16 protein-coding genes are annotated in these 16,477 nt (G+C 67.3%); 8 read left to right on the forward strand and 8 right to left on the reverse strand.

Translation table 11 applies throughout. The annotated features are described in order from the left end of the window. Positions 1-13 precede the first annotated feature (13 nt). Positions 14-613, forward strand: a complete 600-nt coding sequence (locus tag IXW21_RS05525) for a TetR family transcriptional regulator (protein ID WP_194763272.1) — start codon at positions 14-16, stop codon at positions 611-613. Here the strand turns inward: IXW21_RS05525 and IXW21_RS05530 are convergent. The 7 genes from IXW21_RS05530 to sufB are packed head-to-tail and all read right to left on the reverse strand — an operon-like array spanning position 576 to position 7,159. Next, complete coding sequence (locus IXW21_RS05530; RefSeq protein ID WP_194763273.1) at positions 576-1,946, reverse strand: MFS transporter; 1,371 nt, start codon at positions 1,944-1,946, stop codon at positions 576-578. The genes IXW21_RS05525 and IXW21_RS05530 overlap by 38 nt on opposite strands. Then, positions 1,943-3,097: a MalY/PatB family protein gene (locus tag IXW21_RS05535; protein WP_194763274.1), complete on the reverse strand. Its 1,155-nt coding sequence runs from the start codon at positions 3,095-3,097 to the stop codon at positions 1,943-1,945. Before IXW21_RS05535 ends, IXW21_RS05530 begins: the two co-directional genes overlap by 4 nt. A gap of 2 nt (positions 3,098-3,099) precedes the next feature. Further along, positions 3,100-3,429: a metal-sulfur cluster assembly factor gene (locus IXW21_RS05540; RefSeq protein ID WP_042537580.1), complete on the reverse strand. Its 330-nt coding sequence runs from the start codon at positions 3,427-3,429 to the stop codon at positions 3,100-3,102. A gap of 10 nt (positions 3,430-3,439) precedes the next feature. Next, positions 3,440-4,210 (reverse strand): Fe-S cluster assembly ATPase SufC, encoded by a 771-nt coding sequence (gene sufC, locus IXW21_RS05545; RefSeq protein WP_194763275.1) that lies wholly within the window; start codon positions 4,208-4,210, stop codon positions 3,440-3,442. Continuing rightward, positions 4,211-4,537, reverse strand: a complete 327-nt coding sequence (locus IXW21_RS05550; protein WP_194763276.1) for a non-heme iron oxygenase ferredoxin subunit — start codon at positions 4,535-4,537, stop codon at positions 4,211-4,213. Further along, positions 4,534-5,739, reverse strand: a complete 1,206-nt coding sequence (sufD, locus tag IXW21_RS05555) for a Fe-S cluster assembly protein SufD (RefSeq protein WP_194763277.1) — start codon at positions 5,737-5,739, stop codon at positions 4,534-4,536. Before sufD ends, IXW21_RS05550 begins: the two co-directional genes overlap by 4 nt. 1 nt (position 5,740) lies before the next feature. Next, a complete protein-coding gene (gene sufB, locus IXW21_RS05560; protein WP_053096457.1) occupies positions 5,741-7,159 on the reverse strand; it encodes a Fe-S cluster assembly protein SufB in 1,419 nt (472 codons plus the stop codon). 233 nt (positions 7,160-7,392) lie between these two features. Here sufB and IXW21_RS05565 point away from each other — a divergent pair, with 233 nt between their 5' ends. After that, a complete protein-coding gene (locus IXW21_RS05565; RefSeq protein ID WP_194763278.1) occupies positions 7,393-8,502 on the forward strand; it encodes a COX15/CtaA family protein in 1,110 nt (369 codons plus the stop codon). Between the two features lie 86 nt (positions 8,503-8,588). Then, a complete protein-coding gene (locus tag IXW21_RS05570; RefSeq protein ID WP_194763279.1) occupies positions 8,589-9,035 on the forward strand; it encodes a hypothetical protein in 447 nt (148 codons plus the stop codon). Here IXW21_RS05570 and IXW21_RS05575 read toward each other — a convergent pair. After that, positions 8,981-9,895: a heme o synthase gene (locus tag IXW21_RS05575; RefSeq protein ID WP_396654175.1), complete on the reverse strand. Its 915-nt coding sequence runs from the start codon at positions 9,893-9,895 to the stop codon at positions 8,981-8,983. The genes IXW21_RS05570 and IXW21_RS05575 overlap by 55 nt on opposite strands. Before the next feature lie 140 nt (positions 9,896-10,035). On the opposite strand from IXW21_RS05575, the gene IXW21_RS05580 reads away from it, so the two are divergent. The 5 genes from IXW21_RS05580 to IXW21_RS05600 all read left to right on the forward strand — a co-directional run bounded on the left by IXW21_RS05580 (position 10,036) and on the right by IXW21_RS05600 (position 16,464). Then, complete coding sequence (locus IXW21_RS05580) at positions 10,036-10,560, forward strand: hypothetical protein (RefSeq protein WP_194763281.1); 525 nt, start codon at positions 10,036-10,038, stop codon at positions 10,558-10,560. Positions 10,561-10,664: 104 nt separating this feature from the next. Continuing rightward, entirely contained in the window at positions 10,665-11,390 is a 726-nt protein-coding gene (locus IXW21_RS05585) for a hypothetical protein (protein ID WP_194763282.1), read from the forward strand. A gap of 264 nt (positions 11,391-11,654) precedes the next feature. Beyond that, positions 11,655-13,751 carry a transketolase gene (gene tkt / locus IXW21_RS05590; protein ID WP_194763283.1) on the forward strand — a complete coding sequence of 699 codons (2,097 nt, stop codon included), beginning with the start codon at positions 11,655-11,657 and terminating at the stop codon, positions 13,749-13,751. Then, on the forward strand, positions 13,748-14,860 hold the full coding sequence (gene tal, locus IXW21_RS05595) for a transaldolase (RefSeq protein WP_194763284.1): 1,113 nt from the start codon (positions 13,748-13,750) through the stop codon (positions 14,858-14,860). Before tkt ends, tal begins: the two co-directional genes overlap by 4 nt. Next, positions 14,857-16,464, forward strand: a complete 1,608-nt coding sequence (locus IXW21_RS05600) for a glucose-6-phosphate isomerase (protein ID WP_194763285.1) — start codon at positions 14,857-14,859, stop codon at positions 16,462-16,464. Before tal ends, IXW21_RS05600 begins: the two co-directional genes overlap by 4 nt. Positions 16,465-16,477: the final 13 nt, after the last annotated feature.

Here is a 16,477-nt window from a genome sequence, read left to right on the forward strand (position 1 = left end):
CTATACTGAGAACATGGTTCCGGATCCCAACTCGACGAGACACGACCGCGACGGCGTCGCTCGCGTGGCGCTGCTGCTCCTCGACGAAGTGGGCCTCGCCGACCTGTCGATGCGGCGGATCGCCGGGAAGCTCGCGGTACAGCCGAGCGCTCTCTATTGGCACTTCGCCAGCAAGCAGGAGCTGCTCGCAGAACTCGCCGACCGCGTCACCGCGACGATCCCCCGCGATGACGCCGATCTCCTGACCACCGCGCGCGGCATCCGCGATGCGCTGTTCACCTACCGGGATGGGGCCGAGCTGGTTCTGAGCACCTATGCTCTCCGCCTCGGCTCGTCGCACGCTCAGTCCGCGCTCGAGTCAGCGCTGCGTCGCCAGGGCGCCACAGACGTCGAAGAGCGCGCGGTCGCACTCCTGCACTTCGTTCTCGGTCACGCGACACTCGTGCAGCAGCGCATGCACGCCGACAGCTATGGTGCAGCCCGCGCCGACGGAGCACACGACATCACCGCCGGGCTCGACCGTGTCTTCGATCTCGGCGTTTCGGCGCTCGCAGGGGCTCCGATCGACGACGCGGTCAGCGCGGCGTCGACTCCGCCGCGTGACCCAGCCTGAGGCCGGGCACGAACGCGAGGAGGACCAGCCCGAGGCAGAACGCGAAGACCACGCCGAAGGCATCCGCCTCGCCCCCGAGACTCGCGACAGCCAGCCCCGCGAGCGCGATCACCACGGCGGATCCGGTGGAGTCCGAGATCGACAGAGCGGACGAGTTGAAGCCCTGATTCCCGTCATTCGAGTACGCGAGGGTGAGCACCGTGAGCCGCGGGTAGAGCAGTCCCATCCCACCCCCTGCAAATGCCCATCCGACCACGACGAGAAGCGGTGACACTCCCCACACCGCAGCCACGAGCACGCAGACCACGGCGATCAGCAGCAGCGACAGGCTGATGAGGGTGATGCGGGTGTTGCCGAGACGCTCTCCGAATCGTCCCTGCAACTGAGAGGCACCTGCCCAGGCGAAGGCTGCCAGCATGAGCGCGATGCCCGCCCAGGTCGCGGTGAAGCCGAATCGCTCCATCAGCAGGTACGGGATGTACGCCTCGGAGGCGAAGAACGCGCCGGCAGCGATCCCTCGCATCAGCACGACGCTGGGCAGGCCGCGACCGGCGCGGAGCGTGCGGCGGGGCAGAAGAGGCAGCACGGCGACCGCGATCACCACCACCGCCCCGAGCGCCATCGGCCAGGCGAGTCGCACATCCAGCTCGGCGGTGAAGCCGATCAGCACGGCGAAGACGGCGACCACGACAGCGAGGACCAGACGGACGACGAGCGCACGACGATCCTGCGGCTCACCATGCCCCAGATCGACGCCGCGCAGACGCACGGTGATCATCAGGAAGGCCACCGCCGTCAGTACGGCGACACCGAGGAACGCCCAGCGCCAATCGAGATACTCGGCCACCGCGCCCGCGAGGAAGGGTCCGATCATCGAGGGCACGACCCAGGCGGCTGCGAACGCGGCGAACACCCGTCCGTGCAGGTGCGGCGGGTAGAGCCGGGCGACGACGACGTAGAGAGCGACGGTCTGCCCGCCCGCGCCGAGCCCCTGCACGAGACGACCGATCAGGAACTGATCCATCGAGAACGCGAGACCCGACAGCAGCAGGCCGGCGATGAACAGCGATACCGCGAGGTACAGCGCCCCACGCGGACCACGGGCGTCAGACCAGGCCCCGGCCGCCACCATGCCGATCACGCTGGTCGCCAGAGTGCCTGCGAACGCGACGGCATAGAGCGCCCGTCCGTCGAGCGCGTCGCTCACGATGGGCATCACCGTCGTGACGGCGAGTGCCTCGATCGCCGCGAGGAAGATCAGTGCGACAGCACCCGCGGTGACCCAGAGCCGTTCCCGGTCCCAGATCGATGGGACCGTCTGCGGCGTGGTCATCGATGCACGAGCGAAGCGATGCGCTCGACGGCTTCTGTGATGATCTCCGGACTCGTGCCGAAGTTCAGGCGCACATACCCGGCGCCCTCCGCACCGAATGCCGGCCCGTAGTGCAGCGCGACCTTCGCATCCTTCAGGATCCGTCGCGCGGGATTGTCGCCCCATCCGAGGCCGGACAGATCGATCCAGGCCAGGTAGCCCGCGTCGGGGATGCGGTAGCGCGCTGACGGCAGTCTCGCCGCGAGGAGGTCTTCGAGCAGAACACGATTCGCGTCGAGGGTGCGCAGCAGCCCATCGAGCCACGCGTCGCTCTCTTCCGAGAAGGCGGCGACGGAAGCGATGAGCCCGAACTGACCGGTGCGCCACTCGACCTCGATCGGCAATCCTCGGACGACCGCCGTCGTGGCGTCGGATGCCGTGACCATGAGCGCGCACTTCAGCCCGGCGAGGTTGAAGGCCTTGCTCGCGCTCACCACCGCGTAGCCCACTCGTTCGGCGGCCTCGCCCGCGTCGAGGAACGGGGTGAAGCCTGCCCCGGGCTGCGCCAGTGGAGCGTGGATCTCGTCGGAGATGACCGTGGCTCCGAACTCATCGGCGATCTCGGCCAGCGCCGCGAGCGAGTCGCGACCGTGCACCGTGCCCGTCGGGTTGTGCGGATTGCAGAGCAGCATCGCAGTGGCACCGTCCACGAACGCTGCGCGGATGCCGTCGAGATCGAGCTCCCAGGCGGATCCCGTGTCCCGCAGGGGCACCCGCTCGGCCTCGGCACCGGCCTCGGCGACGAGGTCGTAGAACGGCGGATAGACCGGAGGCGTGACGACGACCCGCTCCCCCGGCTGCGTCACGCGGCGAAGGATCTCGACGATCCCCATGCTGACGTCAGCGGTGCTGCGCATGCGCGCCGGATCGACGTGCCAGCCGAACCGCCGCTCGGCGAACTCCGCATACGCGGAAGGCAGCGGCGTTCGCGATGCGATGTACCCGGTGTCCCCGGCCTCGACAGCGCGGTGCAGAGCGTCCGAGATCGCGGGCGCGAGGGGGAAGTCGGTCTCCGCGACGAAGAGCGGAAGCACATCGGCGGGGTACTCCCGCCACTTCTCGCTGCTCCGCTCGCGGAGCTCGGCCAGGGGCAGAGCCGTGACCTCGAGCATCCTCAGATCGCGAAGCCGAGCGCGCGCATCATGTCGCGACCGTCGTCGGTGATCTTCTCGGGACCCCACGGCGGCATCCACACCCAGTTGATGCGGAACCGGTCGACGACGCTGTCCAGAGCCTGCGCGGTCTGGTCTTCGAGCACGTCCGTCAGAGGGCAGCCTGCGCTGGTGAGCGTCATATGGATGACGAGAGCATCGTTCTCGTCATCCCATGCGAGGTCGTAGATGAGGCCGAGGTCGACGACGTTGATCCCGAGCTCCGGGTCCATGACGTCCTTGAGAGCCTCGGTGACCTCGTCATACTTCTCGTCGGTGAGGGTGGCTGTCATGCGAATCAGCCTACGCCTCGACGGGGGCTGCGGGGTCGAGGAAACGGTCGTATCCCTCGTCCTCGAGCCGGTCGGCGAGCTCGGGGCCACCCTCTTCGACGATCTTGCCCGCGACGACGACGTGCACGAAGTCGGGACGGATGTAGCGGAGGATGCGGGTGTAGTGCGTGATCAGCAGCACACCGAGGCCCGTGGACTCCTTGGCGCGGTTGACGCCCTCGGAGACGATCTTCAGCGCGTCGACGTCGAGGCCGGAGTCGGTCTCGTCGAGGATGGCGAACTGCGGCTTGAGCACCTCGAGCTGGAGGATCTCGTGACGCTTCTTCTCACCACCGGAGAAGCCCTCGTTGACGTTGCGCTGCGCGAACTTCGGGTCCATGCGCAGGTTGGCCATGGCCGCCTTGACGTCCTTGGTCCAGCCGCGGATCGCGGGGGCTTCGCCGTCGAGCGCCGTCTTGGCGGTGCGGAGGAAGTTCGTCACCGTCACGCCGGGGATCTCGACGGGGTACTGCATCGCGAGGAACAGACCCGCACGAGCGCGCTCGTCGACGCTCATCTCGAGCACGTCCTGGCCGTCGAACGTGATCGAACCGGACGTCACCGTGTACTTCGGGTGACCGGCGATCGTGTACGCGAGGGTCGACTTGCCCGAGCCGTTGGGGCCCATGATGGCGTGGGTCTCACCGGTGTTCATGGTGAGGGTGATTCCGTTGAGGATCGGGGTGGTCCCCGCCTCGGTCTCGACCGTCACGTGCAGGTCGCGGATTTCGAGAACAGACATTCAGACTTCCTTCGTCACAGTCGGGTCGATGAGCACGTCGTCGCCGTCGATCTCGACGACGTAGACCGGAACGGGCTCATAAGCGGGGAGATTCTGGGGCTTGCCGGTGAGCAGCGAGAACGCGGAGCCGTGGGCCCAGCACTCCACCGTGTCACCCTCGACGAAGCCCTCGGCGAGAGAGATGTCGCCGTGCGTGCAGGTGTCTCCGATGGCGTGGATGACGCCCTCGGAGTCCTTGATCACGGTGATCGGCACGCCGTTCGGCTCCACCCGGATCGGGGTGTCGAGCTCGAGCTCGGCGACACCGCAGACGCGCTCGGCGGTCATGCATCCACCTCGGCGAGCTCGGTCTCGATCGCGGCGAGAAGCTCCTGCTCCAGCGCCGGGATACCCAGGCGCTGGACGATGTCGGTGAGGAACCCGAGCACGACGAGTCGGCGCGCTTCCTCTTCGGAGATGCCACGAGCCTGCAGGTAGAACAGCTGCTCGTCGTCGAAACGACCGGTCGCGCTCGCGTGGCCGGCACCGAGGATGTCTCCGGTCTCGATCTCGAGGTTCGGGATCGAGTCGGCGCGCGCGCCCTCGGTGAGCACCAGGTTGCGGTTCGCCTCGTACGAGTCGGTGCCGGTCGCGTCGGCGCCGATCAGCACGTCGCCGATCCAGACGCTGTGCGCGCCCTCGCCCTGGAGCGCACCCTTGTAGAGCACGTCGCCCTTGGTGTGCGGACCCTTGTGGTGCAGGTAGACCTGGCTCTCGAGGTGCTGCCCGGCGTCGGCGTACGACAGACCGTAGAGGTAGCCCTCGGATCCGGCGCCCGCGAGTTCGACGCTCGGGTTCACGCGCACGACGCCGCCGCCGAAGCTGATGACGAAATGCTTGAGAGTGGCATCCGCGTCGACCCGAGCCTGGTGAGCCGAGGTGTGCACGGCCTGGTCCTGCCACTGCTGCAGGCTGATGACGGTGAGCTTCGCTCCGTCACGGACGATGATCTCGACGTTCTGCGAGTACTGCGCGGCACCGGTGTGCTGCAGCACGACGGTGGCCGAGCTGTGCTCGAGCGCCTCGATCACGATGTGGGCGTCGGAGCGCAGGTCGGCACCGAGACCGTCGATCGAGACGAGGATCGGCTCGGCGACCTCTTCTTCGCGCGGAATGCGGATGTGCAGTGCCTCGGCAGACCCCTGCCATGCGACGGCGGCGGTGATGTCCTCCGCGAGGAAGACCTCACCGCGGGGTGCGTCACCGGGGGCCAGGGGCGCAGACACGTACTGCTGTCCGGCGCCGAACGTGTAGCTCACGCCCTCAGCGGAGCCGGCGACCTCGAAGAGCGGCGCGAGCTTCGCGACGGGCGTGTGCTTCCAGTTGACCTCGCGACCGGTCGGCGCACCGAAATCCGCCGGCTCGAAGGAATGCGGGCGCTCGGAACGCGTCTGCACCGGAACGAATCCGGCGTCCGCGACCTGCGCGGCCGGGTCGACATGCGCGCTCGAATGATGCGACGCCGTCGGCGTCGTCGTCTGGGCCGTCATCTCAGCCGACCGATCCTTCCATGCCCATCTCGATGAGCTTGTTCAATTCCATCGCGTACTCCATGGGCAGCTCTCGAGCGATCGGCTCGATGAAGCCGCGCACGATCATCGCCATCGCCTCGTCCTCGGGCATGCCACGGGACTGCAGGTAGAAGAGCTGCTCCTCGCTGACCTTCGAGACCGTGGCCTCGTGGCCGAGCTGCACGTCGTCGACGCGGATGTCGATCGCCGGGTAGGTGTCGGAGCGCGACTTGGTGTCGACGAGCAGGGCGTCACAGCGCACGGTGTTCGCGGAGTGGTGCGCGTTCGCGTCCACTCGCACCTCGCCGCGGTATCCGGCTCGTCCGCCGCCACGCGCGATCGACTTCGAGACGATCGACGACTGCGTGTACGGAGCCATGTGGATCATCTTCGCGCCGGCATCCTGGTGCTGGCCGGGGCCCGCGAAGGCCACCGAGAGGGTCTCGCCCTTGGCGTGCTCGCCCATCAGGTAGATCGACGGGTACTTCATCGTCACCTTGGAGCCGATGTTGCCGTCGACCCACTCCATCGTCGCACCCTCGTGCGCAACCGCACGCTTGGTGACGAGGTTGTAGACGTTGTTCGACCAGTTCTGGATCGTCGTGTACCGAACGCGGGCGTTCTTCTTCACGATGATCTCGACGACGGCCGAGTGCAGCGAGTCCGACTTGTAGATCGGAGCGGTGCAGCCCTCGATGTAGTGGACGTAGCTGTCCTCGTCGGCGATGATCAGGGTCCGCTCGAACTGGCCCATGTTCTCGGTGTTGATGCGGAAGTACGCCTGCAGCGGGATCTCGACGTGCACGCCCTTGGGAACGTAGACGAACGAGCCGCCCGACCAGACGGCGGTGTTCAGCGCGGCGAACTTGTTGTCGCCGGCCGGGATCACGGTGCCGAAGTACTCCTCGAAGAACTCGGGGTGCTCGCGCAGAGCCGTGTCGGTGTCCATGAAGATGACACCCTGCTCTTCGAGGTCCTCGCGGATCTGGTGGTACACCACCTCGGACTCGTACTGAGCCGCGACGCCGGCCACGAGACGCTGGCGTTCGGCCTCGGGGATGCCGAGGCGCTCGTACGTCTCACGGATCTCGGCAGGCAGGTCCTCCCAGGACTGCGCCTGCTTCTCCGTGGAGCGCACGAAGTACTTGATGTTGTCGAAGTCGATCTCGCTGAGGTCTGCACCCCACGTCGGCATCGGCTTGCGTCCGAAGAGCTGGTATCCCTTGAGACGGGTCTTCAGCATCCATTCGGGCTCGTGCTTGAGCGCCGAGATCCCGCGGACCACCTCTTCGGAGATTCCGCGCTTGGCGATGGCTCCGGCAGCATCCTCATCATGCCATCCGAATTCGTACACCCCCAGGCCATCGAGCTCCGGGCGGTCGATCAGCACATCCGACATCACACACTCTCCTCACAGGTCCCAAAACGGTGTAATCCGCCCCGACACACCTGATCCCCGTCGAGTCTGCGGGAGCGGGTGCCGTTGGTGGGCCCTCATCACCGGCGCTTCCATCGCGCCTAAACTGTTAGTGATGGTGCAGCGCGGTCAGCGCTCATCACAACAATCCGATTCTACAGGTTCCGCCTGAAGACAGGGCCGCTCGCCGTGTCCGCCGCGGTTCGGAGAGACTTATGCCCGAGACCCCGATCGCCTCCCCCACGATTGCACAGGATGCACCGTCGACCCACGCCGCCCTGTGGGGCCGTGCGCTCCGGGTGTTCGCTTGGCTGTCATTCCTGGCTCAGACCATCATCATCGGCACCGGAGGCGCCGTCCGCCTGACAGGATCGGGACTCGGATGCTCGGAGTGGCCGCTCTGCACCCCCGAGTCGCTCGTGCCGATCTACGCCGATCAGGGCATCCACGGCATCATCGAGTTCGGCAACCGCGTGATGACCGGAGTCGTCGGTATCATCGCCCTCGCGGTCCTGCTGCTGGTGCTCGCGCGGGTCGGCGGCAAACAGCTGGTCTTCTCGGCCCTGCGATTCGCCGCCGGCGGCATCGTCGCGGCCGGCGTCGTCTTCCTCATCGCGACGCTCATCGACCTGCCGGCGACCCCGTTCGCGATGGGCGCGCTCCTCATCACGGTGATCGTGGCGATCGTCCGCTCGATGAGGCTCGCCCCCGAGCGGCGCGACCTCGTGATCCTCGCCTGGCTCGTCCTGGCCGGGGTCGTCGCCCAGGCGCTCGTCGGCGGCATCACCGTGCTCACCGGGCTCAACCCCTTCATCGTCGGATTCCACTACGTCTCGTCGCTGCTGCTGGTGTGCGTCACCGCTGCCTTCCTGGTGCGCCTGTACGCGCCCACGGGCGTGCGGGAGCGCGCGGTGCCGAAGTGGTTCGCGATCCTCACCCACGTCACCGGCCTCGCACTCGCCGTCACGATCGTGTTCGGCGTGCTCACCACCGGTTCCGGGCCCCACTCGGGCGATGCCGACGTGCTCCGGCACGGGTTCGACGCGACGGTCCTCGCCCATGTGCACTCGTGGCCCGGGTACATCCTCGCCGCGCTCGTGCTCGCCCTCACCGTCTCGGCCTGGATCCTGCACCTCGAACCGCGCCGCTGGCTTCTGGTCCTCGTGATCGCGATTCTCGTGCAGGTCGGCGTCGGCGTCTGGCAGGCACGCGAGGGCCTTCCGCCGCTGCTCGTCGGCATCCACATGGTGCTGGCCTCGCTCTCCGCAGCCGCGTACACCGTCGTGGTGCTCCACCTCAAGAAGCCGGTCGACGCGCAGGGCTGAGAAACCGGCGGCGGTCCGCGCCGCGCACAGTGGATGCATAGCTGCGACATCACGGGCTCATCACTTCGTCGTGCACCGTGGCTGACATGAACAAGTCACTGACACGCAGCATCGGCTTCTGGCTCCTCCTCGTCCTCTCGCTCGCTTCGGCGGGAGTCGGCGGATGGCTCGTCGCCGGACAGGTCGGAACGATGACGAGCACACTGCTCGACGGCACCGCGACCGGCATCGAGGTCTACGTGGGACAGTCGCTCGTCGTGGTCGGAGCCGCTCTGCTCGGCGCCGGCGTCATCGGCATCCTTCTGGCCGTCGCGCTCATGGCCGTGCAGGCACTCGTGCCGTCAGCGAAGCCCGTCGTGGTGGAGCCCATCGACTGGACGTCGGAGTCGGAGAGCGAGACCGAGCCGGAGGCCTCGAATGCCCACATCACGACTCCCGCATCGGACGCCGAGAAGGACGCCGACGAGGACGACGAGACTCAGAAGGGCAGCAGCGGGTCGACCGCGACGGCCACGAAGATCAGCGTCAAGTAGGTGATCGAGGCGTGGAAGACTCGCATCGGCCGCGCCTCGTTCCCCCGCACCGCCTGGTTGTACAGACGGTGTGATTCGTAGATGAACCATCCGCCGAACACCGCGGCGGAGACGCCGTAGACGAGGCCCATGTTCGCGATCGGGATCAGCAGCAACGAGCAGGCGACGGTCGCCCAGGCGTACAGGATGACCTGCAGACCGACCTGTGAGGCGTTGCGGGTCACGCCGAGCATGGGCACGTCGACGTCTTCGTAGTCGTCCTTGTACTTCATGGACAGCGGCCAGTAGTGCGGCGGAGTCCACAGGAAGATGAGGGCGAAGAGGATGAAGGCCGGCCAGTCGAGCGAACCCGTGACCGCGGCCCAGCCGATCAGCACGGGGAAGCATCCGGCGATGCCGCCCCAGATGATGTTCTGCTCGGTGCGACGCTTGAGGATCATCGTGTAGATGACCACATAGAAGAAGATCGCGAAGGCGGACAGCGCCGCGGCGAGCCAATTGGTCGTGACCAGGAGCCAGACAGTAGAGACGATAGCCAGAGTCCACGAGAAGATGAGCGCCCCTCGGGGCGTGATCTCCCCCGTCACCAGCGGACGATTCTCGGTGCGGTGCATGTGCGCGTCGATGTCGCGGTCGAGATACATGTTGAACGCGGCGGCGGAACCGGCGCTCAACGACCCACCGATCACGGTGGCCAGCACCAGCAGCATGTCGGGGAGACCGCCCTGTGCGAGGAACATCACCGGGACGGTCGACACCAGCAGCAGTTCGAGGACGCGCGGCTTGGTGAGGGCGACGTACGCCTTCACGGTACGACCGATGGACTTCTTCACAACGGTCTGATCAGACATCGTCGAGATCTCGATCGCCTCCTCCGCACGCGTCACGACAGCTTTTCCAGTCTAAGGCACAGCGGTGCTGTGGATAACGCCCACGCGAGCGCCGCGATCACGGTTACCGTGACCGGGTGATTCCACGCCACCGCCCATGTCGCTCCTCCATGGTGTCTCGCGGCGCGGTCGTCGTGGTGCCCGCACTCGTCCTGTTTCTCGTCGGCTGCGCGCCCGGAGCGGCGACGGCACCGACGCCGACTCCCGCGTTCGCCAGCGAGGCCGAGGCCTTCGCCGCAGCGGAAGAGGTGTACCGGGCGTACAACGAGGCCTTCAGTTCCATCGACCTCGGAGATCCCGGAACGTTTGAAGCAGTGTTCGAACTCGCCACCGGGGACTTTCAGAAGGCTGATCGAACCACACTTTCAGAGCTGCACGCGGAGGGGTACTCCTTCGTCGGATCCACCACAGTCGTCGCGTTCAAGCCCCTGGACGCGTCGCCACTCTTGGACACAGTGACCGCAGTGATCTGCGTGGATGTGAGCATGTCGGACGTCACGGGGGCGGACGGACGCTCAGTCCTGCCGGAGTCGAGACCTGACCTAAACGCCTTGCGAGTCCGATTCATCGAGTCGAGTAGCGGGCTTCTGATCGACCACGCTGATCGCGTTGAGGAGTCAAAGTGCGCCGGGTGATATCGAGGATCGCCCTCGCCGCTTTGTTGTTCGCTCCGGGGAGCGCTGAAGACGGAGGTGGAGTGGGAGGCGCTGATGTAGTCATCGGGAGCAACGGAGGTTCGGTGACGGTCTCTGGCACGCAGCAACGCCCCGGCACCCCCGCGACCACGAGCACCCCCGGCATCCCCGGAACCCGCAATGCCGACACACCCGACACCTCCACGGAACCCGCACGACCCAGCGACCGGGCGATCCGCCTCGCCGACTGCATGGACGACTCCGGCACCGTCCGCTGCCATGAACCCACCCGTCCGGGCGAGCCGTCCCCGCTTCGAGAAAACGGAGCGCCCGCAGCACCCGCAACCCCCACCATCACCATCACCGACCTGGCACGCTTCGCGCCCCCGCCCGTCTCCGCCAAGGCCGAACCGGGCAACGTCGGCATCGCTGACCTCCCCACCAACTTCACCACCACCGCCACCACCCACACCCAGGCCGGCGAGTTGTTCGGCATCCCCCTCACCGTTCGATTCACTCCCGATACCTACGCGTACGACTACGGCGACGGCACCACAGCCACCCTCACCGCACCCGGCCAGACCTGGGAGGCACTCGGGCTGCCCCAGTTCTCCCCCACCGCGGCGACGCACGTCTACCGAGAGCGCGGCGAGTACTCCGTCATTCTCATCACCGGCTACACGGTCGAGATCGACCTCGGCACCGGATGGATCCCGCTCGCCGGGCAGATCACCACCACGGGAACACCCCAGACCATTCGCATCCTCGAGGCCCGCACCGCCCTCGTCGCCCACACCTGCACCGAAGACCCTGACGGTATCGGATGCTGACCCACGGTCTCCGGTGCCCTCAGAGACGTGCGGTGGAACGGCGTTCCGCGCGTCGTGAGCCGTGGTTCCAAGGGCTCGGGAGACAAGCTCTCGAACCGGGAATTACACGCCTCGCCGCACGTTGTAAAGGGAGGTAACGAGTCTGATCACAGCGCTATGCTGAAAAGACTCGCGTGCCCGGTGCACATCACATTCCTTCCGTAACGACGCGGACATCGATGCTGCTTTCCGGGCGCTCTCGAACTGTCTGAGAAGGGCTTCACCGTGTCGGAACTGCAGTGGGAAGAAATCGATCGGCGCGCGGTGGACACCGCTCGTCTGCTGGCCGCGGACGCCGTCGAGAAGGTCGGCAACGGACACCCCGGCACCGCGATGAGCCTCGCCCCGGCCGCGTACCTGCTGTACCAGCGTGTGCTGCGCCACGACCCGACCGACACCGACTGGCTCGGCCGTGACCGCTTCATCCTCTCGGTCGGACACTCCTCCCTGACGCAGTACGTGCAGCTCTACCTCGGCGGCTTCGGACTCGAGCTCGACGACCTCAAGGCGCTGCGCACCTGGGGCTCGCTCACCCCCGGACACCCCGAGTACGGACACACCAAGGGCGTCGAGATCACCACCGGCCCGCTCGGTCAGGGCCTCGCCTCTGCCGTCGGCTTCGCCTATGCCGCCCGCTACGAGCGCGGCCTGTTCGACCCCGAGGCCGCGGCGGGCACCAGCCCCTTCGACCACTTCGTCTACGTGATCGCCGGTGACGGCGACCTCCAGGAGGGCGTGACGAGCGAGGCCTCCTCGCTGGCCGGTCACCAGGAGCTCGGCAACCTGATCGCGATCTACGACTCGAACCAGATCTCCATCGAGGACGACACCAACGTCGCCTTCACCGAAGACGTCGCCAAGCGCTACGAGGCCTACGGCTGGCAGGTGCAGACCGTCGACTGGAAGAAGACGGGCGAGTACGTCGAGGACGTCGCCGAGCTGCACGCCGCCATCGAGGCCGCGAAGGGTGAGACCTCCAAGCCCTCGCTCATCATCCTCAAGACGATCATCGGTTGGCCGTCGCCCGGCAAGCAGAACTCCGGGAAGATCCACGGCTCCGCCCTCGGTGGAGAAGAGCTCGCCGCGACGAAGAAGGTCCTCGGCTTCGACGCCGAGGAGCACTTCGCGATCGCGGACGACGTGATCGCCCACACCCGCGCGCTCGCCGACCGTGCCGCCGAGACGCGCGCCGCATGGCAACAGTCCTTCGACGCGTGGGCCGCCGCCAACCCCGAGCGCAAGGCCCTGCTAGACCGCCTCGAGGCGAAGGCGCTACCTGAGGACATCACCTCAGCTCTCCCGGTCTTCGAGAGCGGCAAGGACGTCTCGACCCGCGCGGCCTCCGGCCAGGTCATCAACGCACTCGCCGCCGAGCTCCCCGAGCTCTGGGGCGGATCGGCCGACCTCGCCGAGTCGAACCTCACCACGATCAAGGATTCGAAGTCCTTCATCCCCGCCGAGTGGTCCACTCACGAATGGTCGGGCGACCCCTACGGACGCGTTCTCCACTTCGGCATCCGCGAGCACGCCATGGGTGCGATCGTCAACGGCATCGTGCTGCACGGCCCGACCCGCGCCTTCGGCGGCACGTTCCTCATCTTCAGTGACTACATGCGCCCGCCGGTGCGTCTGGCCGCACTGATGAACGTGCCCAGCATCTTCGTCTGGACGCACGACTCCGTCGCACTCGGCGAGGACGGCCCGACGCATCAGCCTGTCGAGCAGATCGCCACGCTGCGCGCCATCCCGAACTTCACCCTGGTGCGCCCGGCGGACGCCAACGAGACCTCGGCCGCGTGGCTCGAGATCCTGCGCCGCCACGAAGGCCCGGCAGGCATCGCGCTGACGCGTCAGAACATCCCGGTGTTCGAGCGCGGCCAGGGTGCGGCAGACGGCGACGTCTTCGCCTCCACCGACGGTGTCTCGAAGGGCGCGTATGTGCTCGCCGAGGCTCCGAACGGCACCCCCGACGTGATCATCATCGCGACGGGTTCCGAGGTGCAGCTCGCCGTCGACGCACGTGCAGCGCTGGCCGACGAGGGCGTGAACGTGCGCGTCGTCTCCGCCCCGTCGCTCGAGTGGTTCGACGAGCAGGACGAGGCGTACCGCGAGTCGGTGCTCCCGAAGGCCGTCACCGCTCGGGTCTCGGTCGAGGCCGGTTCCGTCCTCAGCTGGCGCGGAATCGTGGGCGACCGCGGCCGCTCGGTCGGCATCGACCACTTCGGCGCCTCCGCCGACTACAAGACCCTGTTCGAGAAGTTCGGCATCACCACCGAGGCCGTCATCGCGGCCGCCCGCGAGACCATCAAGGAGAACGCATGAGCACCCCCACCGCAGACCTCGCCGCAGCCGGCGTCAGCATCTGGCTCGACGACCTGTCCCGCACCCGCATCTCCTCCGGCAACCTCGCCGAGCTGATCGAGACCCGCAACGTCGTCGGCGTCACCACGAACCCGACGATCTTCGCCAACGCGATCACCGACAAGAACAACACGTCGTACGACGCTCAGGTCACTGAGCTCGCCGCGTCCGGTGCGACGGCCGAAGAGGCTGTCTTCGCCGCGACCACGCAGGACGTCGCTGCGGCGCTCGATGTCTTCCGTCCCGTCTGGGAGAAGTCGGGTCATGTCGACGGCCGCGTCTCGATCGAGGTCTCCCCCGACCTCGCACACGACACCGAGGGCACGGTCGCCCAGGCCAAGCAGCTGTGGGCCAAGGTCGACCGTCCGAACCTGCTGGTCAAGATCCCCGCGACGAAGGCCGGACTGCCGGCGATCACCGAGGCGATCGCCTCGGGCATCAGCGTCAACGTGACCCTGATCTTCAGCCTGGAGCGCTACGCCGAGGTCATCGACGCGTACCTGACCGGACTCGAGCGCGCGCACAGCGCCGACTTCGACCTGTCGAGCATCCACTCCGTCGCCTCGTTCTTCGTGTCGCGCGTCGATACCGAGACCGACAAGCGTCTCTCCGCCATCGGCTCGGATGAGGCCGAGGCTCTCAAGAGCAAGGCCGGACTCGCGAACGCCCGTCTGGCCTACGAGCTCTACGAGCAGAAGTTCGCGGAGAAGCGCGCACAGGACCTGATCAAGCTCGGCGCGAACGCTCAGCGTCCGCTGTGGGCATCGACCGGCGTCAAGGACCCGGCGCTGCCGGACACCCTGTACGTCACCGAGCTCGTCGCCAAGGACGTCGTCAACACGATGCCCGAGAAGACGCTCGAGGCGACGTTCGACCACGGCGTGGTCACCGGAGACACCATCACGGGTGGCTACGAAGAAGCACGCGCCGTCTTCGCCGGCCTGGCAGACCTCGGTATCGATTTCACCGATGTCACCCAGGTGCTCGAAGACGAGGGTGTCGCCAAGTTCATCGACTCCTGGCACGACCTGCTCACCCAGGTGCGCGAAGGGCTCGAGGCGCAGCGATGACATTCGCGATCCACGCCTCGGGCGCGGCGCGCGCGGCGATCGATGAGACCGTGCCGGCACTCGTGCACGATCTCATCGCGTCGCGTGTCACGGGTGGCGACGCCACCCTGTGGGGCCCCGAGGCCGAAGCCGAGGCGGCCACCCGCCTCGGCTGGGTCGAGGCCGTGTCGATCTCCCGCCCGCTGGTCGCGGAGATCGCGGCCCTGCGGGATGAGCTGCACGCCAAGGGCGTCACTCGGGTCGTGCTGGCAGGCATGGGCGGCTCGTCGCTCGCCCCCGAGGTGATCGCGCAGACGAGCGGTGTGCCCCTGACCATCCTCGACTCGACGGCCCCCGGACAGGTGCTCGCCGCGCTCGACGAGGGACTCGAGGGCACCGTCCTCGTGGTCTCCTCGAAGTCCGGCTCCACGGTCGAGACGGACTCGCAGCGTCGCACCTTCGAAGCGGCGTTCCGTGATGTCGGCATCGATCCCGTCGACCGCATCGTCGTGGTCACCGACCCGGGATCGCCCCTCGACACCTCGGCTCGCGAGGCCGGGTACCGCGTCTTCAACGCCGACCCGAACGTGGGCGGACGCTATTCGGCTCTCACCGCCTTCGGGCTCGTGCCCTCGGGCCTCGCGGGCGCCGACATCGACGAGCTCCTGAACGAGGCCGAGGCCTCGCTCCTCGAGGTCGCCGTCGACTCCGCAGAGAACCCCGCGCTGCGTCTGGCGGCGGCGATCGCCTCGACGACGCCGCGTCGCGACAAGCTCGGTCTCATCACCGACGGAACGCACATCAACGGGCTGCCCGACTGGATCGAGCAGCTCATCGCGGAGTCCACGGGCAAGGCGGGCACCGGGATCCTTCCCGTCGTCCTGCTGCCTGTCTCTCCCGAGCTCGATTCGACGCCGGCCGATCTGCAGATCGTGCGCCTGGTCGACGACGCGAACGAGTTCCACCTGCGTGAGCGTCATGCGGGCGAGATCCTCGTCAGCGGATCGCTGGGCGCACAGCTCATCGTCTGGGAGTACGCCACGGCGATCGCGGGATATCTGCTCGGGATCAACCCGTTCGACCAGCCCGATGTCGAGTCGGCGAAGGTCGCCGCGCGTGGTCTGCTCGACGCACGTCCCGCCCCGACCGACCCGGCGTTCGTCGAGAACGGCGTCGAGGTCCGCGTGTCCGACCCCGCTCTCGCAGAGTCCGGAACCGTCGAGGGAGTGCTCGACGCACTCTGGGCACGCCTCGCCGACGACGGCTACGTGTCGATCCAGGCATACGTGAACCGTCTCGATGTGCCGCAGTTGCAAGGCATCCGCGAGCTCGTCGCAGCCGACTCCGGCCGGCCGACGACCTTCGGCTGGGGACCCCGCTTCCTGCACTCGACCGGCCAGTATCACAAGGGCGGCCCCGCACAGGGCGTCTTCCTGCAGATCCTGGAGCGCACCGAGGTGGATCTCGAGATCCCCGAACGTCCGTTCACGTTCGGCCAGCTCATCGAGGCTCAGGCCGCCGGCGACGCCGGCGTCCTCGCCGCGCACGGCCGGCCGGTCGTGTCACTGACGATCACCGATTCGTCGGCTGACGTCCTCACCCTCTTCGAAGCAGCACAGAAGTAACAGCCAGGAGAAT

This window comes from Microbacterium sp. UFMG61, from assembly GCF_015354505.1.
In the GTDB taxonomy this organism is placed as follows: Bacteria; Actinomycetota; Actinomycetes; order Actinomycetales; family Microbacteriaceae; genus Microbacterium.

What these genes read in the sequence shown, in the direction of transcription:
- IXW21_RS05525 (WP_194763272.1), top strand. Translation starts at nt 14, where the DNA reads ATGGTTCCGGATCCCAACTCGACGAGACACGACCGCGACGGCGTCGCT.
- IXW21_RS05530 (WP_194763273.1), bottom strand. Translation starts at nt 1,946, where the DNA reads ATGACCACGCCGCAGACGGTCCCATCGATCTGGGACCGGGAACGGCTC.
- IXW21_RS05535 (WP_194763274.1), bottom strand. Translation starts at nt 3,097, where the DNA reads ATGCTCGAGGTCACGGCTCTGCCCCTGGCCGAGCTCCGCGAGCGGAGC.
- IXW21_RS05540 (WP_042537580.1), bottom strand. Translation starts at nt 3,429, where the DNA reads ATGACAGCCACCCTCACCGACGAGAAGTATGACGAGGTCACCGAGGCT.
- sufC (WP_194763275.1), bottom strand. Translation starts at nt 4,210, where the DNA reads ATGTCTGTTCTCGAAATCCGCGACCTGCACGTGACGGTCGAGACCGAG.
- IXW21_RS05550 (WP_194763276.1), bottom strand. Translation starts at nt 4,537, where the DNA reads ATGACCGCCGAGCGCGTCTGCGGTGTCGCCGAGCTCGAGCTCGACACC.
- sufD (WP_194763277.1), bottom strand. Translation starts at nt 5,739, where the DNA reads ATGACGGCCCAGACGACGACGCCGACGGCGTCGCATCATTCGAGCGCG.
- sufB (WP_053096457.1), bottom strand. Translation starts at nt 7,159, where the DNA reads ATGTCGGATGTGCTGATCGACCGCCCGGAGCTCGATGGCCTGGGGGTG.
- IXW21_RS05565 (WP_194763278.1), top strand. Translation starts at nt 7,393, where the DNA reads ATGCCCGAGACCCCGATCGCCTCCCCCACGATTGCACAGGATGCACCG.
- IXW21_RS05570 (WP_194763279.1), top strand. Translation starts at nt 8,589, where the DNA reads ATGAACAAGTCACTGACACGCAGCATCGGCTTCTGGCTCCTCCTCGTC.
- IXW21_RS05580 (WP_194763281.1), top strand. Translation starts at nt 10,036, where the DNA reads ATGGTGTCTCGCGGCGCGGTCGTCGTGGTGCCCGCACTCGTCCTGTTT.
- tal (WP_194763284.1), top strand. Translation starts at nt 13,748, where the DNA reads ATGAGCACCCCCACCGCAGACCTCGCCGCAGCCGGCGTCAGCATCTGG.
- IXW21_RS05600 (WP_194763285.1), top strand. Translation starts at nt 14,857, where the DNA reads ATGACATTCGCGATCCACGCCTCGGGCGCGGCGCGCGCGGCGATCGAT.